This is a genomic window from uncultured Jannaschia sp. (assembly GCF_947494055.1).
Taxonomy (GTDB): Bacteria; Pseudomonadota; Alphaproteobacteria; order Rhodobacterales; family Rhodobacteraceae; genus Jannaschia.
The window spans coordinates 1-24156 of sequence record NZ_CANLTR010000034.1; the positions used below are offsets into that span (position 1 = coordinate 1).

Below are 24156 nucleotides of genomic sequence, written 5' to 3' on the forward strand. Positions count from 1 at the left end.
TCCGCTCCTCTCCCAGCCAGGGAAACTTAGCGGAAAACTCCAGTTTCAAACGGTCCAGTTCTCAGGGGGCAGAGCACCTAAGACCGAGCTGTTGAACGAGGAGATCTTCGATACCCTAGATGACGCCCGGCGCAAGCTGGCGCTCTGGCGCTACGACTACAACGCCGTCAGACCGCACTCGTCTCTGGAAAGCCAGGCGCCGCTCGACGTGCACCGGACGCTCGAGCAATTCGAGGGCTCCGCGCCCGGCGCGCTTGCCCAGAACGACCGCCCAGACTACCAATCTCAAACCCGCAAACTCTTGTCATGAACGAGGGACCCACGGGGGCAGGTCAACCGCGGCTTAGGCGGCGCGGTCCTGTGCTGCGGCGGCGGTCCAGTTCCAAGGCAGCAGCTTGTCGAGCTGGCTGACCTTGTGGTCGTGGATGCGGTCAAGGAGGTCGGCGAGGTAGGCCTGCGGATCGAGGGCGTTCATCTTGGAGCTCTCAATCAGGGTCATGGCGCGGGCGAGCGTCTCGCCGCCGGTGTCGGACCCGGCGAAGAGCCAGTTGCAGCGGTCTACGCCGATTGGGCGCATCGCACGTTCGGCTGGACTGTTGTCGATGGCCACGCGACCGTCTTCGAGGAACAGGGTGAAGGACGGCCAGCGGTTGAGGGCGTAGCGGAAGGCCTTAGCGAGGTCGTCCTTGCGGGTATGCGGGCGAGTTGCTGCTCCGCCCAGACTTTGAACGTCGCGACCTTCGCTGCGCTGAGCTTCTGACGTACCGCGCGGCGCTGATCCGGCGTTCGACCTGAGGTCTCGCGCTCCACGCTGTAGAGCGCGCCGATCCTGATGGCAATGAGCCGCATCGGACTCTCGCGCCGGAACAGGCTGTTGGCTTTTGCCACGCACGGTTCCGATTTCCTTCTCAGCCTCGTGGGAAAGACGCTCGAAAGACGGGGGATCCGGGACGGGGTCGGAGCCATGTCGGAAATGCACACGGCCTGAAGCATCCCGGCTGTCTTGGGTTTGCTGCAGCGCGCGAGGTCCGGGGCAGAATTATCCGTCCTCAGTGTTTTCCGATTGCATCGTCAGAAATCCACCTCGATCGCGGCACCCGTCTCCTTCGCCCGTGCGACGACCGCCGAGGCGACGGCGAGGTCCTGCAGGCCGACGCCGGTGCCGTCGAAGAGGGTGATCTCGTCGTCACCGCTGCGGCCGGGATGGTCGCCGTTGATGACCTTGCCCAGTTCCACGACGTCGCCCTCCGCGATCAGGCCCTGTCCGACGGCATGCTGCGCCTCGCCGATGCTGATCGACTGCGCGACCTCGTCGGTGAAGACCGTCGCGCGCGCCAGCAGCCTCGCCTCGACCTCCTGCTTGCCCTTCGTGTCGGTGCCCATGCAGGCGATATGCGTGCCGGGTGCGACATGCGCGTCCATGAGGCTGGGCGCGGTGGACGAGGTGATCGAGATGATCACGTCCGCCCGGGCGCCCAGATCGTCCAGCGAGACTTCCTCGAAGGGCAGGCCCAGCTCGGCGGCGCAGTCGGCGAGGCGGGACAGCATCTCGGGGTGGTAGTTCCAGCCGACGACCTTCTCGAAGGCGCGCTGCTTCACGGCGGCGCGCATCTGGAAGACCGACTGGTGCCCGGCCCCGATCATGCCGAGCACCTTCGCGTCCTTGCGCGCCAGGTGGGCGATGGAGACGGCCGAGGCGGCCGCGGTGCGAAGCGCCGTCAGCAGGTTGCCCCCCACCATCGCCGTGGGCTTGCCCGTCTCGGGGTTAAACAGGAAGACCGTGGACTGGTGGTTGATGAGGTCCCGGCGCTCCAGGTTGTGGGGCCAGTAGCCGCCCGCCTTCAGCCCGAGCGCGCCACCCACGGCGTCGACGCCGCCCTTGAAGCCGTAGAGCGCCTCCTCCGGCCCCGGCAGCGCCTCGCGCACCACGGGGAAGTTGCGGGCCTCGCCACGCGACATCGCGGCGAAGACGGCCTCCACGGCGGCGAAGGCGTCCTCGGGGGTGACGAGGTCGGCGATGGCGGCTTCTGGGACGATGATCATGGCTGCTCCTGTCGGGAATTCGGGCGTCCGGACGCCTGCCGCGGAGATGGGCTGCCGCGTCCGGACGGCTTCGCCCGGCCTTCCGCCGGGCGCCTCCGCTTGTCGGTCGTCTCAGTAGGCCTTGCCGCGCGCCGAGACCGGCCAGAGCGTTTCGACCTTCCCGCCGCGCACGCCCACGTACCAGTCGTGGACGTTGCAGGTCGGATCGCAATGCCCGGGGACGAGGCGCAGCTTCTCGTTGACCTTGAGCACGCCCTTGGCATCCTCGATCACGCCGTGCTCGTCGGAGCACTTGACGTATTTCACGTCGTCGCGGCCGTAGATGAAGGGCAGGCCGCTATCCACCGACTGCGCCTTGAGGCCCGCGTCGCAGATCGCCTTGTCGGCCTTCGCGTGGCTCATCACGGTCGTCAGGATGAACAGTGCGTTCTCCCATTCGCCCGCGTCGATCCGGTTGCCGTTCTCGTCGAGGATGCGTCCGTAATCGGCGTCCATGAAGGCGTAGGAGCCGCATTGCAGCTCGTTGTAGACGCCCGATTTCCCCTCGAAGTAATAGGAGCCGGTACCGCCGCCTCCGACGATGTCGCATTCCATGCCCTCGGCTGCGAGCGCATCCACGGCCTCCTTCACCTGCGCGACGGCCACGTCGATCTTGGCGCGGCGGTCCTCGTAGCTGTCGAGGTGCTGCATCGCGCCCTGATAGGCCTGGAGGCCCGAGAACCGGAGGCCTTCGGCATCGCGGATCGCCCGCGCGATCTCGAGCACGGCGTCGGTGGTCCGCACGCCGCAGCGGCCCGCGCCGCAATCGATCTCGATCAGGCACTCGATCTCGGTCCCGTGCCGGACGGCGGCCGCCGACAGGTCGGCCACGTTGGCCACGTCGTCGACGCAGACGATCGTGCGCGCGCCCAGCTTCGGCAGGCGCGCGAGGCGGTCGATCTTGGCCGGGTCCGTCACCTGGTTGGAGACGAGGACGTCGGTGATGCCGCCGCGGGCGAAGACCTCCGCCTCCGACACCTTCTGGCAGCAGACGCCGCAGGCGCCGCCCATCTCCTGCTGCAGGAGCTGGACGTCGACGGATTTGTGCATCTTGCCGTGGCTGCGATGGCGCACGCCCATCTTCTGCGCGAAATCGCCCATCTTGCGGACGTTGCGCTCCAGCGCGTCGAGATCGAGGACGAGGCAGGGCGTCTGGATGTCGGCCTCGTCCATGCCCGGTACGGCGGGGACGTCGTAGCCGACTTCGAGATTGTCGTAGTTCAGGTCTTTCATGTCTCGGTTCCTTTAGCTCTGCATCCAGGGCAGCTTGCCCAGGTCGACGTTGCCGCCGGTGATGACGACGCCCACGCGCTTGCCCGCGAAGACGTCCGGGTTCTTCAGGATCACGGCCAGCGGGACGGCGCAGGACGGCTCCATCACGATCTTCATCCGCTGCCAGGTCAGGCGCATCGCGTCGACGATCTCGTCCTCGGACGCGGTCAGGATGTCGGTCACGTGGTTCGACACGAAATGCCAGGTCAGGTCCTTCAGCGGCACCTTCAACCCGTCCGCGACCGTGTTCGGCGCGTCGTCGGCGATGATGTGCCCGGCTCGGAAGGAACGCGCCGCGTCGTCGGCCTGTTCCGGCTCGGCCGCGATGATCTTCACCTCCGGCGCGATATGCGACAGCGTCAGGCAGGTGCCCGAGATCATGCCGCCGCCGCCGATCGGCGCGACGATCATGTCGAGCGGGCCGCCATGCGCCTCGTCCATCTGCGCCATCATCTCGCGCGCGCATGTCCCCTGACCCGCGATCACGCGCGGGTCGTTGTAGGGATGCACGAAATCGGCGCCGGTCTCGGCCTGCACCTTCGCGAAGACCTCCTCGCGCGACGAGGTGGAGGGCTCGCATTCGGTGATGATGCCGCCATAGCCGCGCACGGCGTCCTTCTTGGCCTCCGGCGCCGTGTGCGGCATGACCACGTGGCACGGGATGCCCCGCCGCCCCGCCGCGTAGCTGAGCGACAGCGCGTGGTTGCCCGACGAATGGGTGGCGACGCCCCGCTCCGCCAGCGCGTCCGAAAGCCCGAACACCGCGTTCGAGGCGCCCCGCACCTTGAAGGCGCCGGCCTTCTGGAAGTTCTCGCACTTGAAGAACATCTCGCAGCCGGCGCGCGCGTTCAAAAAGGACGAGGTCAGCACCGGCGTGCGGTGGATGTAGGGCGCGATCCGCTCGTGCGCCGCGATCACGTCGTCGAAGGTCGGGATGTCGAGCGTGTCGGTATCCTTCATGCCGCCGCCCGCTTCGCGTCGCGCCCGTGACGGTAGGTCTCCTGCGCCGCGGCGACGCCCGAGCCGAGCTTCACCGGCAGGCCCAGATCGACCATCACCATCTCGGCCACACCCAGCCCCGACAGCATCATCGCGTCGGTGAGCGAGCCCAGATGCCCGATCCGGAACACCTTGCCCGCGACGTCCCCGAGCCCGACGCCGAAGGCCATGCCGTAATCGCGCGCGGCGACCGTCACGACGTCGGTGGCGTTGAAGCCCTGCGGCGTTCGGATGGCCGAGACCGTGTCGGAATGAAGATCCGGCGACTTGGCGCAGAGCTCCATCCCCCAGGCGCCGACGGCGCTGCGGACGCCTTCGGCGATCCGGTGATGGCGGGCGAACACGTTCTCGAGTCCCTCCGACAGAAGCATCTCGCAGGACAGCTTCAGCGCGTTCATCAGGCCGACCGGCGGGGTATAGGGAAACGAGTTGTTGGCATATCCCTTTATCATGTCCCTGATGTCGAAATAGGTCCGGGGCAGTGCCGCGGACTCCGCCGCCCGGAGCGCCTTCTCGGAGAAGCCGAGGATCGCCAGCCCGGCGGGCAGCATGAACCCCTTCTGCGAGCCGGTGACCGCGATGTCCACGCCCCAGTCGTCGAACCGGAAGTCGATCGACCCGATGGAGCTCACCCCGTCCACCAGAAAGAGCGCCGGATGCCCGGCGGCGTCGATCGCCCGGCGCACGCCCGCGATGTCCGACGTCACGCCGGTCGCCGTCTCGTTATGCGTGGCCAGGACCGCCTTGATGGCGTGATCCTTGTCCGCGCGCAGCGCTTCCTCGAAGCCGTCGACCGGCATGCCCGCGCCCCACGGCACCTCGATGACCTGGACGTCCAGCCCGTGCCTGCGGCACATGTCGATCCAGCGGTCGCTGAACATGCCGTTGCGCCCCGCCAGGACCTTGTCGCCGGGGCTCAGCGTGTTGCTGAGCGCCACTTCCCAGCCGCCCGTGCCGGTCGCCGGATAGAGGAAGATCTTCGCGTCTTTGGACTTCAGGACATCGCGCACGCCCTTGAGGCAGGGATGGAGGATATCGGCGAAGGCCGGCGAGCGGTGGTCCATCGTGGGGATATGACAGGCCAGCCGCAACGCCTCGGGCATGTTGGTCGGACCGGGGATGAAGACGGGATTCTGAGCGCTCATGGCAGCCTCCTGGACGCGGTTCGCGATACCATTAACCCGGCCGCATCCATTAAGCTATTTTTCTGAAAATCTATTTCATAATTGCCAGATCGGGATTATAGGTATTCAATACAGAAGGTTGCGTTTTTCATTAATCGCAGCGGCAAGCACTGGGAAATTCTCATGAAAGAACCGAAGACCGGATCCGTCCGTCCGAGGGGGCGACCGCGCGCCTTCGTCGACAAGTCCAACCAGAACACGATCAGGACCCTTGACCGGGCCATGCGCGTCCTCGCCGGCCTCTCCCGGCTGGAGGAGGCGACCCTCTCGCGGCTGGCGGACACGACGGGCGATCCGGCGGCGAGCGTGTATCGCATCCTCGTCACGCTGCAGGCGCACGGGATCGTCGAGCTGGAGCCGTCCGACCAGACCTGGCATGTCGGCCCCGGCGCGTTCCAGATCGGCTCCGCGTTCCTGCGCCGGACCTCGCTCATCGCCCGGGCGCAGGAGCCGATGCGCGATCTGATGGAGGCCACGGGGGAGACGGCCAATCTCGGAATCCATCGCGAGGGCGAGGTCCTGTTCGTCAGCCAGATCGAGACCCACGCCCCCATCCGCGCCTTCTTTCCGCCCGGAACGCGCGCCGACCTTCACGCATCGGGCATCGGCAAGGTGCTTCTGGCGGCGATGCCGTCCGATCTGCGAACCGGCCTGCTTCCGGCGTCCCTGCCCAGCTATACCGCGAACACGCTGTCCGAGACCCGTGCCCTGGCGGCCGAGCTCGCGCGGATCGAGACGCATGGCTACGCGGTCGACGACGAGGAGCGAAACGCGGGCATGCGCTGCATCGCCGCGCCCGTGCGCAACCTGCACGGCGAGGTCGTCGCCGGCCTGTCGATCTCGGGTCCCACGAGCCGCATCACGAGCGACCGGGTCGTGGCATTGGCCGCGAAGGTCATCGCGTCCGCCGCAGCCCTGTCCGAACGCCTCGGCGCGCGGCCCGCGACGTCGCGCGTCGATTGACGTCCTTTCCGGGGCGCGCCCGTTCGCGCGAACCATACCGTCGGCGCACGCCAGGCCGAGGCTGGAAGGAGGGAACCGGAGCGGTCGCCATTCGGCCAGGGGCCGAGGTTCCGCAGGCCGGTCCGAGCTGCAAGAGGCCGGACGCCCGCCGGCCCGGCAGGCGCGCCGGCCGGGGCGCGTCCTACCCGGCGACCGCTTCGTTGACGGCGAGCTTCTCGTCGATGATCCGGACGATCCGGCTGATCTCGGGATGCGAGGTGCCGAGCTGGCGGGCGATCATCTCGATCAGCTTGTCGACGCGCTCGATCCTGGCGGTCGCGGAGAAGACCGCGCGTGCCGCGGAGGAAGGCGCGCGCAGATGCTCCGCGGCCTTGGCGTATTTCTCGAACGGAACCATGTCGTCCGCCTCCGCGCCCAGCCGCATGACGAGGTCCGTCACGAACTCGTAGACCTCCCGCGACGTCTTCGCGTCGTCGTGGACCGCCTCGCGGATCGACCGCGGGCCGTCCGGCGTGATGCAGCGGTAATTGCCCGCGGCCAGCATCGCCCATTTCGCGAACGGAACGAAGGGCGAGTCGAAGACGCGGAACTTGACCGGAACCTCCTTGCCGTCCACCCGGTAGGCATTGATCTCGTCCTGGAACGTCTCGAGCATGGCATCGAGCTTGGGGTCGTCGAACTTCGACACCTTGAAGTTGGTCGGAAGCCCGACATGGAGGACGTTCGGCGCCTCGTCGGGGGGCCGGTAGGCCTGGGGATCGGGGGAGCAGAGCGTCATCAGGGCGGGCTCGAAGCCGTCCCAGTCGGAGGGATTGGTATAGGCCTTCCTCAACTCCGAACAATCGAGCCCGGGTATGCGGTGCATGTAGGGCAGGGGCGGCATGTTCATGATCGACATGCAGGCGATCCGTGCCGCGGCGATGCGGGAGAGCAGGTCCGTCAGGACGGGATGCGCGTATTGCGGCTCCTGCATGGCGAGGCAGACCAGGTCGTAATCCTGGGGTCGCGCATCCCCGGGTGTCACCGCATCGACGGTTCCGGCCAGTGCGCCGGAATGGAAGCTGCGATGGGTGTCCTCGTCGCGCAGCTTGATGCGTACCTCCGTCCCGCGGGAATTGATCAGCGCCGCGGTTTCGGCCCGGCAGACGAGCGTGACGTGATGGCCTGCCGCCGCCAGCTTGGTGCCGAGAAGCGAGCCGTAGGAGGCACCCAGGATCAGGACCTTGTAAGTCATAGAGTAACTTTCTTTCTCGTTCCGGGCTCTTCCATGAAACTTAGTGTCTCTCTGGTCAAGAAAAAAATGCTGCAACGCGGCGAGGAGGCTGGGCTGGAAGCATCCTCACAGGCAGTGACGGCAGAGCTGCCTCCAGTCCTGAAGCACTGACGGAAGACGCCTTCACGGGGGGCTTTGCTCTGCATTCGCCGGCCGCCGGGGGCGGCCGTCGTTCGGTCGCGACGTGGCGCGACGTCACCCCGCACCGGATGCCGGCGCACGGGCGGCCGGGGACCGATGGCGCAGGACGCCGGGCGCGGATCGGCGCCCGGCCGGTCGGAGGATGCTAGGAGGCGCGTCCAAGAAGTTCGACCAGGGTCTCGCCGAGTTTCGCCGGCGAAGGCGAGACCTGGATCCCGGCCGACCGCATGGCCTCGATCTTGTCCTCCGCGCCGCCTTTCCCGCCCGAGATGACGGCCCCCGCATGTCCCATCGTCCGCCCCGGCGGCGCCGTGCGGCCGGCGATGAAGCCGACCGTCGGCTTGGAACGACCCTTCTTGGCCTCGTCCTTCAGGAACTGGGTGGCGTCCTCCTCGGCGGAGCCGCCGATCTCGCCGATCATGATGATCGACTGGGTCTCCGGGTCGGCTAGGAACAGCTCTAGGATGTCGATGAACTCCGTTCCCTTGACCGGGTCGCCGCCGATGCCCACCGCGGAGGACTGGCCGAGGCCCGCCTGGGTGGTCTGGTAGACCGCCTCGTAGGTCAGCGTGCCCGAGCGCGACAGGACGCCGACCGAGCCCTTCTTGAAGATGGCCCCCGGCATGATCCCGATCTTGCATTCGTCGGGCGTCATGAGGCCCGGGCAGTTCGGCCCGATAAGCCGGCTGGACGAGGCGTCGAGCTTCTCTTTGACGCGCACCATGTCCTGGACCGGAACGCCCTCGGTGATGCAGGTGATGAGCTCGATGCCCGCGTCGATCGCCTCCTCGATCGCGGCGGCGGCGCCGGCGGGCGGCACGTAGATGACGCTGGCCGTGGCGCCGGTGGCGTCCTTGGCCTCGGCCACGCTGGCATAGATCGGCAGGGTCTCGCCGTTCGCGCCGGTCCAGTCGGTGCCGCCCTTCTTGGGATGCGTGCCCGCGACCATCTGCGTGCCGTGATAGGCCAGCGCCTGCTCGGTGTGGAAGGTGCCGGTCTTGCCGGTCAGGCCCTGGACGATGATCCGGGTGTTCTTGTCGATCAGAATGGACATGGCGTTACCCCCGCACCGCGTTGACGATCTTCTGCGCGGCGTCGTCGAGATCGTCCGCCGCGATCACGTTCAGATCGCTCTCGTTGATGATCGCCTTGCCCTCCTTGACCTTCGTTCCCTCGAGCCGGACGACGAGCGGCACCTGCAACCCGACCTCCTTCACCGCGGCGATCACGCCCTCGGCGATCACGTCGCAGCGCATGATGCCGCCGAAGATGTTGACGAGGATGCCCTTCACGTTCGGGTCCGAGGTGATGATCTTGAACGCCTCGGTCACCTTCTCCTTCGTGGCGCCGCCGCCCACGTCGAGAAAGTTCGCGGGCTCCGCCCCGTAGAGCTTGATGATGTCCATCGTCGCCATCGCGAGGCCGGCGCCATTGACCATGCAGCCGATCTCGCCGTCGAGCGCGATGTAGGCCAGGTCGTGCTTGGACGCCTCGATCTCCTTCGCGTCCTCCTCGGTCTCGTCGCGGTATTCGACGATGTCGGGATGGCGGAACAGGGCGTTGCCGTCGAACGACACCTTCGCGTCGAGGACCTGGACGTCGTTGGACTTGGTGACGATCAGCGGATTGATCTCGAGCAGGCTCATGTCCTTCGACACGAACGCCTCGTAGAGCGCCTGGAAGAGCTCGATCCCCTGCGTGCGGGCGGCATCGGTCAGCTGCAGGGCGTCGGCGATCTTCTCGGCATCGGCCGGCGTGCAGCCCGCCGAGGGCGCGACGGCGATCGTGTGGATCCGGTCCGGTGTCTCCTCGGCGACGGTCTCGATGTCCATGCCGCCCTCGGTGGAGGCGACGAACGAGGTCCGGCCGGTCTCGCGATCGACGAGGATCGACAGGTACAGCTCCCGGTCGATATCCGCGCCCGCCTCGACATAGAGACGGTTGACCTGCTTGCCGGCGGGTCCGGTCTGCTTGGTCACGAGCGTCTTGCCGAGCATCTCGCGCACGTTCGACAGCGCTTCCTCGGCCGAGAACGAGACGCGCACGCCGCCCTTGGCGTCGTCGCCCAACTCCTTGAAGCGGCCCTTGCCGCGGCCGCCGGCATGGATCTGGCTCTTGACGACCCAGACCGGGCCCGGCAGCGCGCCGATGGCGGCCTCGGCCTTGTCCGGATCGGTGACCACGACCCCCTCCGCGACCAGGGCGCCGAAGCCCTTCAGGACCTCCTTGGCCTGATGTTCGTGGATATTCATTGACGCCTCCCTCGCGCGTGCCTCACTTGATCAGCGGCAGCATTTCCTTGAACGCTTCCGTCCCGGCCCGTCCCAGCCATTCGAAGACGACCATCTCGGTCGTGACGATGTTGACGCCCCCCGCACCGAGCCGCGCGAGGCAGGCCGCCTCGCTCTCGATCGTGCGAGACGCGGTGGCATCGGAGACCACGAAGACCTCGAAGCCTTCCTCGACCAGGCTGGCCGCGGTCTGCACGACGCAGATATGCGCTTCCATCCCGACCAGGATCGCCTGCGAGCGGTCCAGGGCACGGAACGCCGCGGCGAAGCCGGGCTCCTCCATGCAGGAGAAGTGCATCTTCGGCAGAATCGGTGCGTCGCCCGCGACTCGCGCCACCTCGGCGACCGTATGGCCGAGCCCCTGGGGATATTGTTCGGTGAGCAGGGCCGGAACGCCGGTCTTGGCGGCGGCCTGGAGCAGGGTGCGGGTATTGCGAATCGTCCGGGCGGGCGCCTGCATCGCGGGCACCAGGCGTTCCTGCATGTCGATGACGATCAGCGCCGAATCTTGCGCCCGGATCAGCACGTCACTCGTTCCCCCCTGAATATTATCGGTATTAGGTATACCAGCCTGCGGTCTGTCAATGCCTTTGTGGGGCGCCGTAAAGATTTTGAAAAGGAATTGACGGACGGCATAATTGGTGTGAGGTATACCAAATACGGAGAGCGGGAATACTGGTCCGGGAGGGACCCGTCCGCGATCCTGGGGGGACGAAGCCGGTGCTGATTGGCGAAATGCTCAGCCCTATTTCCGAGAGCTACACGCTGAAGGATCACATCTTCGGCGTGCTGCGCACCGCCATCCTCGACATGGACATCTACGCGCCGGACGCCGATCTGCGCCTGGACGAGCGGCGACTGGCCGAGCGGCTGGCGGTCTCGCGGACCCCGATCCGCGAGGCGCTGGCGCGGCTCTCCCAGGAGGGGCTGGTGGAGATCGTGCCCCGCAAGGGCGCCTTCGTGCGGCGCAAGACCCGCAAGGAGATCCTGGAGATCGTCGTGACCTGGGCGGCGCTGGAGAGCATGGCCGCGCGCCTGGCGACCGAGGTGGCGACCGACGCCCAGTTCAAGCAGCTGCGCAAGTTCGCCATGAAGCACAGCGACGACGCCGCCCGCGCGGATCTCGAGGAATATTCCGACGCCAACATCCGCTTTCACCTGATGGTCCTCGAACTGTCCGGGTGCGAGCTGCTGCGGACCACCGCCGAGGGATTGCTCGTGCACATGCAGGCGATCCGGCGCCGCGCGATGGGCGAGAGCGACCGGGCGTACCGGTCGGTCGTCGACCACATGGAGATCATCGAGGCCCTGTCGGCACGGGATGCCGATCTGGCCGCGTGCCGCGTGCGTGAGCACACGATGCGGCTGTACAATCATATCAGCAAGACTTGGACGCGGATCGAGACGCTGGGCGCCTCGAAAGACGCCGCAGTCTGAGCCAAACGAGGAATACGAGGACCCATATGACCCCATCCGACACGGCAGCCACCCTAGATGCGGAGTCGACGGATCCCGCATCGCGTGACCTGACGGACGGCTTCCACCTCCTGATCGACGCGCTGAAGCTGAACGGCGTCGAGACGATCTACAACGTTCCGGGCATTCCGATCACCGATCTGGGCCGCTACGCGCAGGCCGAGGGCCTCCGCGTCCTGTCCTTCCGCCACGAGCAGAGCGCGGGCTACGCCGCCGCCGCCGCCGGGTTCCTGACGAAGAAGCCCGGCATCTGCATGACCGTCTCGGCACCCGGCTTCCTGAACGGATTGACGGCCCTCGCGCACGCGACCACGAATTGCTGGCCGATGATCCTCATCTCGGGCTCGTCGGAGCGCGAGGTCGTCGACCTCCAGCAGGGCGATTACGAGGAGATGGACCAGCTCGCCATCGCGCGGCCGCATTGCAAGGCGGCCTACCGCATCCTGCACGCCCGCGACATCGGCGTGGGCGTCGCCCGCGCGATCCGCTCGGCGCTGACCGGACGGCCGGGCGGCGTCTATCTCGACATTCCGGGCGCGCTCCTGGGCCAGGTCATGGACGAGGCCGAGGGCGCCGCGTCGCTCATCAAGGTCGTCGATCCGGCCCCGGCGCATTTCCCCGGCCCCGACGCCGTGGCCCGCGCGGTCGAGGTGCTGCAGGGCGCCAAGAAGCCGCTCATCATCCTCGGCAAGGGCGCGGCCTACGCGCAGGCGGACGAGACCGTGAAGCGCCTGGTCGAGACCCTGGGCTTCCCGTACCTGCCGATGTCGATGGCCAAGGGGCTGCTGCCCGACACCCATCCCCTCTGCGCCTCGGCGGCGCGCTCGATGGTGCTGAAGGAGGCGGATTGCGTCTTCCTGATCGGCGCGCGGCTCAACTGGCTGCTCGGCCACGGCAAGGGCAAGCAATGGGGCGAGCCGGGGTCCAAGACCTTCGTCCAGATCGACATCGAGCCCAAGGAGATCGACTCGAACCAGCCGATCGCGGCACCGCTCGTCGGTGACATCGAGTCGTGCTGCACCGCGCTGCTCGATGCGATCGGCGACGACTGGCAGAAGCCGTCCGAGGACTGGACCGGCGGGGTCAGCACGAAGGTGAAGGGCAACGTCGAGAAGATGTCCTCGCAGCTTCGGAACAACTCGAACCCGATGAACTACTACGCCGCGCTTGGCGTCCTGAAGAAGGCCATCGCCGACCGTCCGGACACGATCCTGGCGAACGAGGGCGCCAACGCGCTCGACATGACGCGCTCGATCGTCGACATCCACAAGCCGCGCAAGCGGATCGACGTGGGCACCTGGGGCATCATGGGCGTCGGCATGGGCAACGCCATCGCCGCGGCGGTGGAGACCGGCTGCCCCGTCCTCGCGGTCGAGGGCGACAGTGCCTTCGGCTTCTGCGGCATGGAGGTGGAGACGATCTGCCGATACAACCTGCCGATCTGCATCGTCGTCATGAACAACAACGGAATCTACCGCGGCGACGACGTGAACAAGTCGGGCGGGTCCGATCCGGCGCCGACCGTGTTCGTGCCCGATGCGCGCTACGACCGGATGATGGAGGCCTTCGGCGGCCACGGCGTCCACGCCACCACCCCGGACGAGCTCGGCCGTGCGGTGGAGGAGGCGCTGTCCTCGGGCCGGCCCACGCTCATCAACGCGGTGATCGACCCGAAGGCCGGCAAGGAAAGCGGCAACATCGGCAGCCTCAACCCGCAATCCGTGGTCGCGAAGATGCGCGAGCAGGCCAAGATCGGAGCCGCGTGAATGCGGACGAACGGAGGAAATCTGCAATGAAAGCTCTTGAAGGCGTAAAGGTCCTCGATTTCACCCACGTCCAGTCGGGACCGACCTGCACGCAGCTGCTGGCCTGGTTCGGCGCCGACGTGATCAAGGTGGAGCGGCCGGGCGTGGGCGACGCGACGCGCAAGCAGCTCATCGACAAGCCCGGCGCGGACAGCCTCTATTTCACGATGCTGAACCACAACAAGCGCTCGATCGAGATCAACTCCAAGAACGAGATCGGGAAGGAGGTCCTGACCAAGCTGATCGAGACCTGCGACGTCCTGGTGGAGAACTTCGCGCCGGGCGCGCTGGACCGGATGGGTTTCTCCTGGGAGAACATCCAGAAGATCAATCCGCGCATCATCGTCGCGTCGGTCAAGGGCTTCGGTCCCGGCAAGTACGAGGATTGCAAGGTCTACGAGAACGTCGCGCAATGCGCGGGCGGCTCGGCCTCGACCACCGGATTCCTCGACGGCCCGCCGGTGGTGACCGGCGCGCAGATCGGCGACTCGGGCACCGGGCTGCATCTCGCGCTCGGCATCCTGGCCGCGCTCTTCCAGCGCGAAAAGACCGGTAAGGGCCAGAAGGTGCTGGCGCCGATGCAGGACGGGGTAATCAACCTCTGCCGCGTCAAGCTGCGCGACCAGCAGCGGCTCGAGACCGGCCCGCTCACCGAATATTCCCAGTACGGCGAGGGCATCGAGTTCGGCGACGCGACACCGCGCGCCGGCAACGACTCGGGCGGTGGCCAGCCCGGGCGGATCCTCAAGTGCAAGGGCTGGGAGACCGATCCCAACGCCTACACCTACTTCATCACCCAGGCCGCCGTCTGGGAGAAGATCTGCGACGTGATCGGCAAGCCCGAGTGGAAGACCGATCCGGATTTCGCGACGCCCAAGGCGCGGCTGCCGCGCCTGAACCAGATCTTCGGCACGATCGAGGACTGGACGATGACCAAGACCAAGTTCGAGGTCATGGAGATCTGCAATCCCCACGACATTCCCGTCGGCCCGATCCTGTCGATGAAGGAGATCGCCGAGGACGAGGGACTGCGCAAGACCGGCACCATCGTCGAGGTCGATCATCCCGAGCGCGGCAAGTACCTGACGGTCGGTTGCCCGATCAAGATGTCCGACAGCCCCGTCGAAGTGACGCGCTCGCCGCTTCTGGGCGAGCACACGGTGGAGATCCTGAGCCAGGTGCTGGGTTATTCCGGCGATGAGCTCAAGCGGGTCGTCGCCTCCGGCGCGGTCGGCGATACCGAGAAGGTGGCGGCGGAATGAGCAAGCGCATGCGCCTGATCGTCATGGGTCAGCAGGCCTTCGGCAAGGACGTGCTGGCAAAGCTGCTGGATCACGGCCAGGACGAGGTGGTCGCGGTCTATTGCGAACCCGATCGCGAGGGAAAGCCGGTCGATCCGATCAAGGAACTGGCGATCGAGAAGGGCCTGCCGGTCTACCAGCCGGCCCATTTCAAGGATCAGGCCGACATCGATCAGCTGGCCGAGCTGAACGCGGACCTGATGCTGATGGCCTTCGTCAACGTCTTCGTGCCCGAGGCGGCGCGGGACACGCCGCGGTTGGGCTCGACCTGCTTCCATCCCTCGCTGCTGCCGCTGCATCGCGGCCCCTCGGCAGTGAACTGGCCGATCATCATGGGCAGCACCGAGAGCGGGTTCTGCTGGTTCTATCCGAGCGACGGCCTCGACGAGGGCGACGTCCTGATGGACTGGACCTGCCCGATCGAGCCCGACGACACGGTGATCGATCTCTACTTCAAGAAGATCTATCCCGCCGCCGTCGATTCCGCGCTGGAGGTCGTCGACCTGTACCGGTCCGGCAACCCGCCCCACAAGGAGCAGGACGAGGCCCGCGCGACCTACGAGCGGCGCTGCACCAAGAAGCACGCGCGGATCGACTGGAACAAGCCCGTCAAGCAGGTCTACGACCTGATCCGCGGCACCAATCCCTCGCCCGGTGCCTGGACCACCCTGAACGGCGAGGAGGTCCAGATCTTCGACGCCGCCCGCCTGCCCGGCGACGGGGTGTCGGGCAAGATCATCGAGATCACGGACGAGGGACTGTCGGTCCAGTGCATCGGCGGCCGCGTCCTGGTCAAACGGGTACGACCCGCCGGCGGCGGCAAGGTCTCGGCGACCGAATGGGCGGCTTCGGCCGGCCTCTCGGCCGGCGATCCGCTCGGTTCCTGAAACAAAGCGAAGCTAGGTAACTCCATCGTGTCAGACATTGAAATCGCCCGCAAAGCCGACAAGAAACCGATCCAGGAGATCGGCGCCAAGCTGGACATCCCGACCGAGCACCTGCTGCCCTTCGGGCACGACAAGGCGAAGGTCTCCGAAGCCTTCATCCAGTCGCTCGGCGATCGCGAGAACGGGCATCTGGTCCTCGTGACCGCGATCAACCCCACCCCGGCGGGTGAGGGCAAGACCACGACCACGGTCGGGCTCGGCGACGGGCTGAACGCGATCGGCAAGAAGGCCGCGATCTGCATCCGCGAGGCGTCGCTCGGGCCGAACTTCGGCATGAAGGGCGGCGCGGCCGGCGGCGGCTACGCGCAGGTCGTGCCGATGGAGGACATGAACCTCCATTTCACCGGCGACTTCCACGCCATCACGAGCGCGCACAACCTGCTCGCCGCGATGCTCGACAACCATATCTACTGGGGCAACGAGCTGGAGATCGACATCCGCCGCATCGCGCTCCGGCGGGTGCTGGACATGAACGACCGGGCGCTGCGGCAGATCGTCTGCAACCTCGGCGGCGTCTCCAACGGCTTCCCGCGCGAGGCCGGCTTCGACATCACCGTCGCGTCCGAGGTGATGGCGATCCTCTGCCTCGCCAGCGACCTCGCCGATCTCGAGAAACGGCTGGGCGACATCATCGTCGGCTACCGGCGCGACCGTTCGCCGGTCTATTGCCGCGACATCAAGGCGGACGGCGCGATGACCGTCCTTCTCAAGGACGCGATGCAGCCGAACCTGGTGCAGACGCTGGAGAACAACCCGGCCTTCGTGCATGGCGGCCCGTTCGCCAACATCGCGCATGGCTGCAACTCGGTCGTGGCGACGACGACGGCCCTGAAGCTCGCCGACTACGTGGTGACCGAAGCGGGCTTCGGCGCCGATCTCGGCGCGGAGAAGTTCTTCGACATCAAGTGCCGCAAGGCGGGCCTGCGCCCCTCGGCGGTGGTCCTCGTCGCCACGATCCGCGCGATGAAGATGAACGGCGGCGTCAAGAAGGACGACCTGGGCACCGAGAACGTCGAGGCCGTGAAGAAGGGCTGCGCCAATCTCGGCCGGCATATCGAGAACCTGCAGAAGTTCGGCGTGCCGCTGGTCGTGGGCATCAACCACTTCGTCACCGACACCGACGCCGAAGTGCAGGCGATCAAGGATTACTGCGCCGAGAAGGGCACCGAGGCGATCCTCAACACCCACTGGGCCGATGGCGGCAAGGGGATCGAGGAGACCGCGCGCAAGGTGGTGGAGCTGTGCGAAAGCGGGGTCGCGGACTACAAGCCGCTCTATCCCGACGAGATGGGCCTGTTCCAGAAGATCGAGACGATCGCCAAGGAGATCTACCGCGCCGACGACGTGGTGGCCGACACCAAGATCCGCAACCAGCTCAAGGAATGGGAAGCGCAGGGCTACGGCAATCTTCCGGTCTGCATGGCCAAGACCCAGTATTCCTTCTCGACCGACCCGAACCTTCGCGGCGCGCCGACCGGCCACGACCTGCCGATCCGCGAGGTTCGCCTTTCGGCCGGCGCGGGCTTCGTGGTCGTCGTCTGCGGCGAGATCATGACGATGCCCGGTCTGCCGCGCACGCCCTCGGCCGAGAAGATCATGATCAACGACGACGGTCTGATCGACGGCCTGTTCTGAAGGAAACGCGACGTGATCCGCAAGATTCTGGTTCCCATACGGAATGACGGCAAGGGCGGCAGCGTGCTCGCGTATGCGGCCGCGCTCGCCAAGCGGTCCGGTGCGCATATCGAGGCGGTGCATTGTCGTCCGCGCATCGAGGACATGATGCCCTATGGCGTCGTGATCCCGTCGTTCCTGCGCGAGCAGGTCAGACAGCAGGGCGAAAGCGTGGCCAGCGAGGAAGAGGCCGCGCTGCGCACCGAGTTCGAGACGACCGCCCGGACCTACGGTCTGGGCGTCGTGGACCGGCAGACGACGGACCAGAACACCGCGTCCTGGGTCGAGGTGCCGGGCAAGCAGGTCGACGTCATCCGCAACCGTGGCCGGCTGGCCGACCTGATCGCGGTCGCAAAGCCCGACCGCGACCGGAACCTGGGCTTCAACACGCTCAAGGCGGCGCTCTTCAACACCGGTCGCCCGGTGATGATGTGCCCACCGACGCCCACCCCGCCGGAGGTCCTCGGCAAGCACGTCTCGATCGCCTGGAACGGCTCCATCGAGGCGGTGCGGGCCGTGGTGATGATGCGGCGGGTGATCGAGGCGGCGGACACGATCTCGATCATGTCGAGCGGTTCGGAGCCGACCGGCACGACGGCGGAGGAATACCTGGAATATCTCGAGATCCGCGGGATGAAGGGCAAGATCGAGCGCTTCAAGGCCGGGAGGAGCGCGGGAGGGGCGCTGCTCGAGACCAGCCGCGGACTCGGTGCCGACCTGATGATCATGGGTGCCTACGGCGACAGCCACGAGCGCGAGACGATCTTCGGCGGCAACACGCAGGTTGTTGTGGACACGGCGACCATGCCGGTCGTGCTCGTCCACTAGGAGGGGGCAGCGCGAGGGTGTTTCGTCCCTCGCGCCACAACGAAGAGCCGCGGCAAGCGGCCGAAGAAAGCGGGATGGGATAAGCCCATCCGCTCGAACATCTAGGGAGGACTAAAACCATGAAAAAGCGCAATATTGTCGGACTTCTCGGAAGCGCCGTCTTTGGGCTGTCATCCTTCACCGGCGCGGCTGTTGCCCAGGACTGGGAGCCGAGAAGGCCCATCAGCTTGATCATCATGGCGGGCACCGGCGGCGGCGCCGACCAGATCGCACGCTTCATCCAGTCGGTCGCCCAGCAGAACGACATGACGCCGCGTCCGCTCGTGCCGGAAAACCGCGGCGGCGGCTCCGGCGCCGAGGCGCTGATCGCGGTGAACAACACCAATGCCCCGGACTACACGATCCTGGCGACGCTGAACTCGTTCTTTACCACGCCGCTGCTCCAGAGCAACCTCGGCATCGACATCACCGAGTTCACACCCATCGAGATCATGGGGGTCGATCCCTTCGTGCTCTGGGTGAACGCCGATTCCGGCATCACTTCGTTCGAACAATGGGTCGAGGAAGTGGGGAGCATGGAGCCAAACCAGTACGTCATGGGCGGAACGGGTCAGGGTCAGGAAGATTCCCTGGTGATCGGCTGGCTCGAGTCGAACTTCGACCTCGACATCAAGTACATCCCCTTCTCCGGTGGCGGCGAGGTGGCCGCGGCTCTCGCCGGCAACCAGGTCATGGCGACGGTCAACAACCCCGCCGAGGCGCGAGGCTTCCTTGCCAACGGGGACGTCGTTCCGCTGGCCATCTTCTCCGAGGAACGCTCGCCGAACCTTCCCGACGTTCCGACGATGGCGGAGCTGGGCCACGATTTCACCTACTACAACCAGCGTGCCATCGTCGGCGCCCCGGGCATGTCCGAGGAGGCGGCAGAGTACTACCGCGACCTCTTCCAGCAGATCTACGATGGCGAGCAGTGGCAGCAATACATGGAAGCCGAGAGCCTGGAGCCGCTGCAATTGGATGCGGAAGAGCAGACGACGTACTGGGAAGAGCAGATCGCCCGTCACGAGGAACTTCTGGCCGAGATCGGCACCCAGGCGGCGGAATGATCTTCCCGTCCTGAACCGGATCTTCTGAAAGACATGGCCTAGGGAGGGCTGGAATGCGCCGCGCCGAAATCACCACAGCGGGGGTTCTGGCCCTCCTTTCCATCTACATGATGTGGAAGAGTACCGAACTTCAGATCGGCTATATCCGGGGCTCCGGTCCCGGGGGCGGCTTCTGGCCGTTCTGGCTCTCCGCCATCATGCTGCTTTGCACCGTGCTGATCGCGATCAACGGGGTGCGAAGAAAATCGCCTCCGTCGCAAACGGACGAGCCGTTTCTCGACGGTTTCGCGCTCAAGAACCTGGTGTTCGTCGGCGGAGCGCTGGTCGCCTTCCTGCTGTTGATCAGCGTCGTCGGCATGCACATCGCGATCTTCCTGTTCCTGATCTACTACGTCGGGTTCCTGGGGCGGCACTCGTTCGTCGTGACCGCGAGCCTCGCGATCGGGGTGCCGATCGCGTTCTTCTTCTTCTTCGACGGATTGATGCGCATCCCGATGCCCACCGGAATGGCGTTCACGAATCCGCTCTACGACGTGCTCTACGGGCTGATCTACTGATGCAGGCCAATCAGCAGATGCGGGACATATCGGGTTTCGAGCGGCCAACCGCACGAGACGGCAAGCATACCATCGTCGGCGCGGGGAGGCGTCCGTAGAAATGGATACGTTTTCACTTCTAACTGACGGGTTCCTTCTGGCGGTCCAGCCATTGAACCTTGCCCTCATCATCGCGGGCGTCACGCTGGGGCTGTTCATCGGCGCCATGCCGGGTCTGGGCTCGGTCAATGGCGTGGCGATCCTTCTGCCGGTCACGTTCCTGGTGCCGCCTGGCTCGGCCATCATCTTTCTCGCCGCGATCTACTACGGGGCGATGTACGGGGGTGCGATCAGTTCGATCACGATGGGCATTCCGGGCGCCTCGACCGCGGTCGCCACGACCTTCGACGGCCGACCTCTGGCGCTCAAGGGCAGGGCAAGCCTCGCTCTGGTGGTCGCGGCAATCGCCTCGTTCATCGGCGGATCCGTGGCGAACATCCTCTTCACGCTCTTCGCGCCGCCACTCGCCAGCGTCGCGCTGAGCTTCGGCCCGCCCGAGATCTTCGCGCTGATGATGCTGGCCTTCGCCACCTTCGTGGGCCTGGGCGGCGACGACATCCCCAAGACGATCCTGTCGATCTGCTTCGGGCTGGTCCTCTCGGCGGTCGGCTTCGACGCGATCTCGGGGGCGCCGCGACTGGTGTTCTTCGACATCTCCGGCTTCTTGCACGGCATCAACTTCCTGGTGCTCGCGATCGGCGTCTACGGCATCGGCGAAATGATCTGGACGCTCGATTCGACCCGTGGGAAGCTCACGACGACGAAAGCCAGCATGTCGTTCTCCGGCGTCATCAAGGACGCCAAGGAAGGCATGGGCCGGAGCTGGAAGGGTACGACAATCGGCTCTTTCGGGGGCTTCTTCGTAGGAATGTTGCCGGCGGCCGGCGCCACGCCCGGATCACTGATGGCCTACGGCGTCGCCAAGATGGTCTCCCGCGAGTCCCAGGAGTTCGGCAAGGGCCATCCCGAAGGCGTCGCGGCGCCGGAAGCGGCCAACAACTCGGCCTCCACCGGTGCCATGCTGCCGATGCTGACGCTCGGCATCCCGGGCTCGCCCACCACGGCGATCCTTCTGGGCGGCATGATCATCTGGGGGCTCGTCCCCGGTCCGCGGCTCTTCATCGATGAGCCGGAATTCGTCTGGGGCCTGATCGGGTCGTTCTACGTCTCGAACTTCTTTGCCGTGATCGTCAACATCGCGCTCATCCCGCTGTTCATCTGGATGCTCAGGACACCCTTCACGATCCTGGCGCCGATGATCTTCGTCCTGTCGGTCGTTGGCGGCTACGCGGCGATGCAGGACATGCACGATGTCTGGCTGCTCCTGATCTTCGGCTTCGGGGCCTACTTCCTGCGCAAGCTCGACTACCCGCTGGCCCCCGCGGTGCTGGCGATCGTGCTCGGCCCGATCGCCGAGCCGACGCTGCGCCAGTCGCTGCTGCTGTCCTCGGGCGATCCGATGATCTTCTTCAGCCGGGGGATCTCCGGACCGATCATGGTCATCGCGATCATCCTGATCTTCCTGCCGCTGCTGAAGAAGATCTTCTACCGGGGCAGGGCGACGAAGGCGCGCGCCTGACGATCATGGGCGTCGCGACAGCACGAGAGATGAGCCGGGCGACGTCGTCCGGCTCTTCCTGTCTACAGGCCGACCCGACATGACCCCGCCCACGGAGGAGTTCGACGCCTGGCACCCCGGATTGAAGTCCGAGCTTCCGCCCGAACTTCTGCCGCAGGTGACGCTTTACCGGCCCGCGAATTCCGAGGTCGACTATCGACAGGCCAGGGAGGCGGCGGAGTTCTGCGGGCTGAAGCCGCAGGACATGATCGCCTTCCGGGCCGACCGCCTCGCGATCCACGAGGTCCTGATCCGCGTCACCGCCGACTTCCACGTTCCCGACGGCCCGAACTACGAGGAGCTGGGCCTGAACCTGCGCAGCATGGCCAAGCGGCTCCTCGACCATCACGTCCTGCCAAGGCAGGACGAACTGGAGGCGGCGTTCGAGGCCGTCCGGGCCGAGGCGCGGGAGCGGATCGACGCGATCCTGCACCGGGACGTGTTCGCGCCGGCCGAGCCCGTTCCGACGCCGAAACCCTCGTTTCTCGGGCGCTTCGTGGGGCGCGACAGGCCGATGCGCCGCGAGGCCCCGGCGGCGACCGCGCCCCCCGAGATCGCGGCCCTCGCAGCTTGGAAGGATGCGCTGGCCGAAACCGAGGACACGCTGGAGCAGGCCTGCCTGAGAAGCCTCGGAATGATCGTCGGCGGGATCGTGGGACGGTGCGGTCGCCTGATGGCAGACCGGGATCTTGTCGTCCGCCTGTCGACCAATCTCATCTGCAATTCCTACGGCAGCCAGCGCATCGGCGCGCTGATCGCGCCGATCCTCCATGCCGCCGCCGAGACCGAGGGGTACCGCCTCCTGCCGCGTCAGGAGGCGCCGGTCGTGTTGAACGTCAAGGGCGCCTCGGCCGCCGGCAAGAGCACGATCCGGCCCCTTCAGCGCGAGTTGGCGGAGCGGCTGGGCGTACCCTGGGAGGATTTCGCGCTGGTCAGCCCGGATTACTGGCGGAAGTTCCTGCTCGATTACGACAGCATGGGCGAGGATTTCCGCTACGCCGCCATGCTGACGGGGCAGGAACTCGAGATCGTCGACCGGAAGCTCGACCACTACATGGCCGCGAAGGCCGCGCGCGGCGAGATGACCCATCTGCTGATCGACCGCTTCCGGTTCGACAGCTTCGCCTCCGAGAAGAAGGACGGCGCCGAAGGACGGCTGCTCAGCCGCTTCGGCGACACCGTCTTCATGTTCTTCGTCATCACGCCGCCGACCGAGACGGTGGTGCGCGCCTGGAAGCGGGGGGCCGCGACCGGGCGCTACAAGGCGGTCGACGACCTGCTCGACCACAATGTCGAAGCCTATACCGGGATGCCGGAGCTGTTCCTGACCTGGGTCAACAAGACCCAGCAGAAGGTTCATTTCGAGTTTCTGGACAACGACGTCCCGTTCGGCGAGCGTCCCCGGACCGCGGCGTTCGGCTGGAACGGGCAGATCCATGTCCTGGACGCGGATTGCATACGCAAGATGAGCCGGTACCGGAGGCTCAACGTCGATGCGAAGACGCCCGAGGACGTCTATCTGCCCGGGTCCGGCCCCGACGAGGACATCCTCGCGCGGTTCGTGGAGATGATCCCGGAGGTCGTCTTTCTCGATCCCGGGGGCACGCGCGTGCTGGCGCGCATCCACGACCGGAAATGCGTCTTCGAGGTCGAGGATTTCCTGGCACGCCTCGACCTCCCGACGGACCGGCCCGACACGCCCGGCGGTCACGACGACGCCGCATCGCCCGAGACGCTGCGGACCGAGCTCGAACGCGAAAGGACCTTTACCGTCGGCCAGTGGGGAAGTGTCTGATCGGACGCGGCCCGGCAACGATCGAGCCTGGAAGCACCAGATAGCTCTGCCTTCCTCGTCAGAGACGTTGCTCCGACCAAGCGATGAACGTCATAAGCAGCCTTTCGCCGCGCCGTGCTTGAGCGTCCGCAGTGCGGGATAAGCGTCCGTTTGCTACGCTACTTCGAACGACCACTCACAGGCATCTCGAGCGACGGTTCTATTGACCGGCACCGGCATCTGTTCCGAACATCGTCCCGTGCATAATTCGGCCCGGCACAAGGGTGAAGCCACCTGTGACGCCCGAGGCCCCGTCCCTCCGGGACGGTCCGGTCGGTGAAGATCGTGAGGTGCACCGGGGCTTCGCGAAGCCCCGCGAGCTTGAGGGCGAGATAGTCCTGTCGCGTACACGGGCTACGCGGCGAAAGACGCCGTCATGGGTTGCTCGGGAGCTTCGGTGATCTGCAATGCGTTCCTGGGCGAAATGGACGACATCAGCAAGCTCTCTGCGGATTCCGAGACCTTCGACGTGTCATCCGGCAACGGCTGGGGCTGGGGCACTGAGGTCTCGGGTTCAGGCTTCTACTATGAGGATGACGGGGCCTACAAATTTACCCTCGGCAAGACGCACTACAGCAATTCTGGAGCTGGCCTAATCGCGCGCTACGAAACTAAGAAGCTTCGCGTCTCGCGCATGCCTGAGCAGATGGTGCAGCTCGTGCCGAACCCGCTTCCCGCGTCGGCATTCCTGATCGCAGGAGCCATGGGCGCGCTCGGCTTCACCGCGCGCCGTCGCAAGGCTCAGGGTGCATCCTGAAGCTCTTCG

Annotated in this window: 21 protein-coding genes and 1 pseudogene; 13 read left to right on the forward strand and 9 right to left on the reverse strand. The window is 66.2% G+C overall.

What is annotated here, in order from left to right:
* Positions 1 to 310, forward strand: a 310-nt coding sequence (locus Q1A87_RS18225) for an integrase core domain-containing protein (RefSeq protein ID WP_299654620.1), incomplete at its 5' end; no start/stop codon positions are given.
* Positions 311 to 343: 33 nt separating this feature from the next.
* On the opposite strand, the pseudogene Q1A87_RS18230 reads toward Q1A87_RS18225, so the two are convergent.
* The 5 genes and pseudogenes from Q1A87_RS18230 to bhcA form a co-directional block, all read right to left on the reverse strand.
* Positions 344 to 831 (reverse strand): annotated as a pseudogene (locus Q1A87_RS18230) (transposase); the annotation flags it as partial.
* A gap of 240 nt (positions 832 to 1071) precedes the next feature.
* Positions 1072 to 2043, reverse strand: a complete 972-nt coding sequence (gene bhcD, locus Q1A87_RS18235) for an iminosuccinate reductase BhcD (protein WP_299654623.1) — start codon at positions 2041 to 2043, stop codon at positions 1072 to 1074.
* A gap of 111 nt (positions 2044 to 2154) precedes the next feature.
* The gene (gene bhcC, locus Q1A87_RS18240) at positions 2155 to 3315 is read right to left on the reverse strand and encodes a 3-hydroxy-D-aspartate aldolase BhcC (RefSeq protein ID WP_299654626.1); all 1161 of its coding nucleotides are present in this window, start codon (positions 3313 to 3315) and stop codon (positions 2155 to 2157) included.
* A 12-nt stretch (positions 3316 to 3327) separates the two neighbouring features.
* Positions 3328 to 4314, reverse strand: a complete 987-nt coding sequence (bhcB, locus tag Q1A87_RS18245) for a beta-hydroxyaspartate dehydratase BhcB (protein WP_299654629.1) — start codon at positions 4312 to 4314, stop codon at positions 3328 to 3330.
* Positions 4311 to 5498, reverse strand: a complete 1188-nt coding sequence (bhcA, locus tag Q1A87_RS18250; RefSeq protein WP_299654632.1) for an L-aspartate--glyoxylate aminotransferase BhcA — start codon at positions 5496 to 5498, stop codon at positions 4311 to 4313. The genes bhcB and bhcA overlap by 4 nt, the downstream gene beginning before the upstream one ends.
* A gap of 162 nt (positions 5499 to 5660) precedes the next feature.
* Between bhcA and bhcR the strand changes: the two genes are divergently transcribed.
* Positions 5661 to 6500, forward strand: coding sequence for an HTH-type transcriptional regulator BhcR (gene bhcR / locus Q1A87_RS18255; RefSeq protein WP_299654635.1), 840 nt, complete (start codon positions 5661 to 5663; stop codon positions 6498 to 6500).
* Positions 6501 to 6681: 181 nt separating this feature from the next.
* On the opposite strand, the gene Q1A87_RS18260 is transcribed toward bhcR, so the two are convergent.
* The 4 genes from Q1A87_RS18260 to Q1A87_RS18275 form a co-directional block, all read right to left on the reverse strand.
* Complete coding sequence (locus tag Q1A87_RS18260; protein WP_299654638.1) at positions 6682 to 7734, reverse strand: 2-dehydropantoate 2-reductase N-terminal domain-containing protein; 1053 nt, start codon at positions 7732 to 7734, stop codon at positions 6682 to 6684.
* Positions 7735 to 8059: 325 nt separating this feature from the next.
* A complete protein-coding gene (gene sucD, locus Q1A87_RS18265; protein ID WP_299654641.1) occupies positions 8060 to 8968 on the reverse strand; it encodes a succinate--CoA ligase subunit alpha in 909 nt (302 codons plus the stop codon).
* Positions 8969 to 8972: 4 nt separating this feature from the next.
* A complete protein-coding gene (gene sucC / locus Q1A87_RS18270) occupies positions 8973 to 10166 on the reverse strand; it encodes an ADP-forming succinate--CoA ligase subunit beta (RefSeq protein WP_299654645.1) in 1194 nt (397 codons plus the stop codon).
* Positions 10167 to 10188: 22 nt separating this feature from the next.
* Positions 10189 to 10731: a hydrolase gene (locus Q1A87_RS18275; RefSeq protein ID WP_299654648.1), complete on the reverse strand. Its 543-nt coding sequence runs from the start codon at positions 10729 to 10731 to the stop codon at positions 10189 to 10191.
* Positions 10732 to 10925: 194 nt separating this feature from the next.
* On the opposite strand from Q1A87_RS18275, the gene Q1A87_RS18280 reads away from it, so the two are divergent.
* The 11 genes from Q1A87_RS18280 (at position 10926) to Q1A87_RS18335 (ending at position 24147) form a co-directional block, all read left to right on the forward strand.
* The gene (locus tag Q1A87_RS18280) at positions 10926 to 11642 is read left to right on the forward strand and encodes a GntR family transcriptional regulator (RefSeq protein WP_299654651.1); all 717 of its coding nucleotides are present in this window, start codon (positions 10926 to 10928) and stop codon (positions 11640 to 11642) included.
* A gap of 26 nt (positions 11643 to 11668) precedes the next feature.
* Positions 11669 to 13447 carry an oxalyl-CoA decarboxylase gene (gene oxc / locus Q1A87_RS18285; protein WP_299654654.1) on the forward strand — a complete coding sequence of 593 codons (1779 nt, stop codon included), beginning with the start codon at positions 11669 to 11671 and terminating at the stop codon, positions 13445 to 13447.
* A gap of 26 nt (positions 13448 to 13473) precedes the next feature.
* Positions 13474 to 14748, forward strand: coding sequence for a formyl-CoA transferase (frc, locus tag Q1A87_RS18290; protein ID WP_299654657.1), 1275 nt, complete (start codon positions 13474 to 13476; stop codon positions 14746 to 14748).
* The gene (locus Q1A87_RS18295) at positions 14745 to 15674 is read left to right on the forward strand and encodes a methionyl-tRNA formyltransferase (RefSeq protein WP_299654660.1); all 930 of its coding nucleotides are present in this window, start codon (positions 14745 to 14747) and stop codon (positions 15672 to 15674) included. The genes frc and Q1A87_RS18295 overlap by 4 nt, the downstream gene beginning before the upstream one ends.
* A 27-nt stretch (positions 15675 to 15701) precedes the next feature.
* A complete protein-coding gene (locus Q1A87_RS18300) occupies positions 15702 to 17369 on the forward strand; it encodes a formate--tetrahydrofolate ligase (protein WP_299654663.1) in 1668 nt (555 codons plus the stop codon).
* Positions 17370 to 17381: 12 nt separating this feature from the next.
* On the forward strand, positions 17382 to 18236 hold the full coding sequence (locus tag Q1A87_RS18305; RefSeq protein WP_299654666.1) for a universal stress protein: 855 nt from the start codon (positions 17382 to 17384) through the stop codon (positions 18234 to 18236).
* A 119-nt stretch (positions 18237 to 18355) separates the two neighbouring features.
* Positions 18356 to 19342 (forward strand): tripartite tricarboxylate transporter substrate binding protein, encoded by a 987-nt coding sequence (locus Q1A87_RS18310; protein ID WP_299654669.1) that lies wholly within the window; start codon positions 18356 to 18358, stop codon positions 19340 to 19342.
* 53 nt (positions 19343 to 19395) lie between these two features.
* Positions 19396 to 19899: a tripartite tricarboxylate transporter TctB family protein gene (locus tag Q1A87_RS18315; RefSeq protein ID WP_299654672.1), complete on the forward strand. Its 504-nt coding sequence runs from the start codon at positions 19396 to 19398 to the stop codon at positions 19897 to 19899.
* A 100-nt stretch (positions 19900 to 19999) separates the two neighbouring features.
* Positions 20000 to 21517 (forward strand): tripartite tricarboxylate transporter permease, encoded by a 1518-nt coding sequence (locus tag Q1A87_RS18320; protein ID WP_299654675.1) that lies wholly within the window; start codon positions 20000 to 20002, stop codon positions 21515 to 21517.
* 79 nt (positions 21518 to 21596) lie between these two features.
* Positions 21597 to 23351 (forward strand): hypothetical protein, encoded by a 1755-nt coding sequence (locus Q1A87_RS18325; protein WP_299654679.1) that lies wholly within the window; start codon positions 21597 to 21599, stop codon positions 23349 to 23351.
* Between the two features lie 436 nt (positions 23352 to 23787).
* Complete coding sequence (locus tag Q1A87_RS18335) at positions 23788 to 24147, forward strand: VPLPA-CTERM sorting domain-containing protein (protein ID WP_299654682.1); 360 nt, start codon at positions 23788 to 23790, stop codon at positions 24145 to 24147.
* Positions 24148 to 24156: the final 9 nt, after the last annotated feature.

Excerpts from the sequence above, each read along its gene's own strand:
- bhcD (WP_299654623.1), bottom strand. The coding sequence starts at position 2,043 with ATGATCATCGTCCCAGAAGCCGCCATCGCCGACCTCGTCACCCCCGAG.
- bhcC (WP_299654626.1), bottom strand. The coding sequence starts at position 3,315 with ATGAAAGACCTGAACTACGACAATCTCGAAGTCGGCTACGACGTCCCC.
- bhcB (WP_299654629.1), bottom strand. The coding sequence starts at position 4,314 with ATGAAGGATACCGACACGCTCGACATCCCGACCTTCGACGACGTGATC.
- bhcA (WP_299654632.1), bottom strand. The coding sequence starts at position 5,498 with ATGAGCGCTCAGAATCCCGTCTTCATCCCCGGTCCGACCAACATGCCC.
- bhcR (WP_299654635.1), top strand. The coding sequence starts at position 5,661 with ATGAAAGAACCGAAGACCGGATCCGTCCGTCCGAGGGGGCGACCGCGC.
- Q1A87_RS18260 (WP_299654638.1), bottom strand. The coding sequence starts at position 7,734 with ATGACTTACAAGGTCCTGATCCTGGGTGCCTCCTACGGCTCGCTTCTC.
- sucD (WP_299654641.1), bottom strand. The coding sequence starts at position 8,968 with ATGTCCATTCTGATCGACAAGAACACCCGGATCATCGTCCAGGGCCTG.
- sucC (WP_299654645.1), bottom strand. The coding sequence starts at position 10,166 with ATGAATATCCACGAACATCAGGCCAAGGAGGTCCTGAAGGGCTTCGGC.
- oxc (WP_299654654.1), top strand. The coding sequence starts at position 11,669 with ATGACCCCATCCGACACGGCAGCCACCCTAGATGCGGAGTCGACGGAT.
- frc (WP_299654657.1), top strand. The coding sequence starts at position 13,474 with ATGAAAGCTCTTGAAGGCGTAAAGGTCCTCGATTTCACCCACGTCCAG.
- Q1A87_RS18295 (WP_299654660.1), top strand. The coding sequence starts at position 14,745 with ATGAGCAAGCGCATGCGCCTGATCGTCATGGGTCAGCAGGCCTTCGGC.
- Q1A87_RS18310 (WP_299654669.1), top strand. The coding sequence starts at position 18,356 with ATGAAAAAGCGCAATATTGTCGGACTTCTCGGAAGCGCCGTCTTTGGG.
- Q1A87_RS18315 (WP_299654672.1), top strand. The coding sequence starts at position 19,396 with ATGCGCCGCGCCGAAATCACCACAGCGGGGGTTCTGGCCCTCCTTTCC.
- Q1A87_RS18320 (WP_299654675.1), top strand. The coding sequence starts at position 20,000 with ATGGATACGTTTTCACTTCTAACTGACGGGTTCCTTCTGGCGGTCCAG.
- Q1A87_RS18325 (WP_299654679.1), top strand. The coding sequence starts at position 21,597 with ATGACCCCGCCCACGGAGGAGTTCGACGCCTGGCACCCCGGATTGAAG.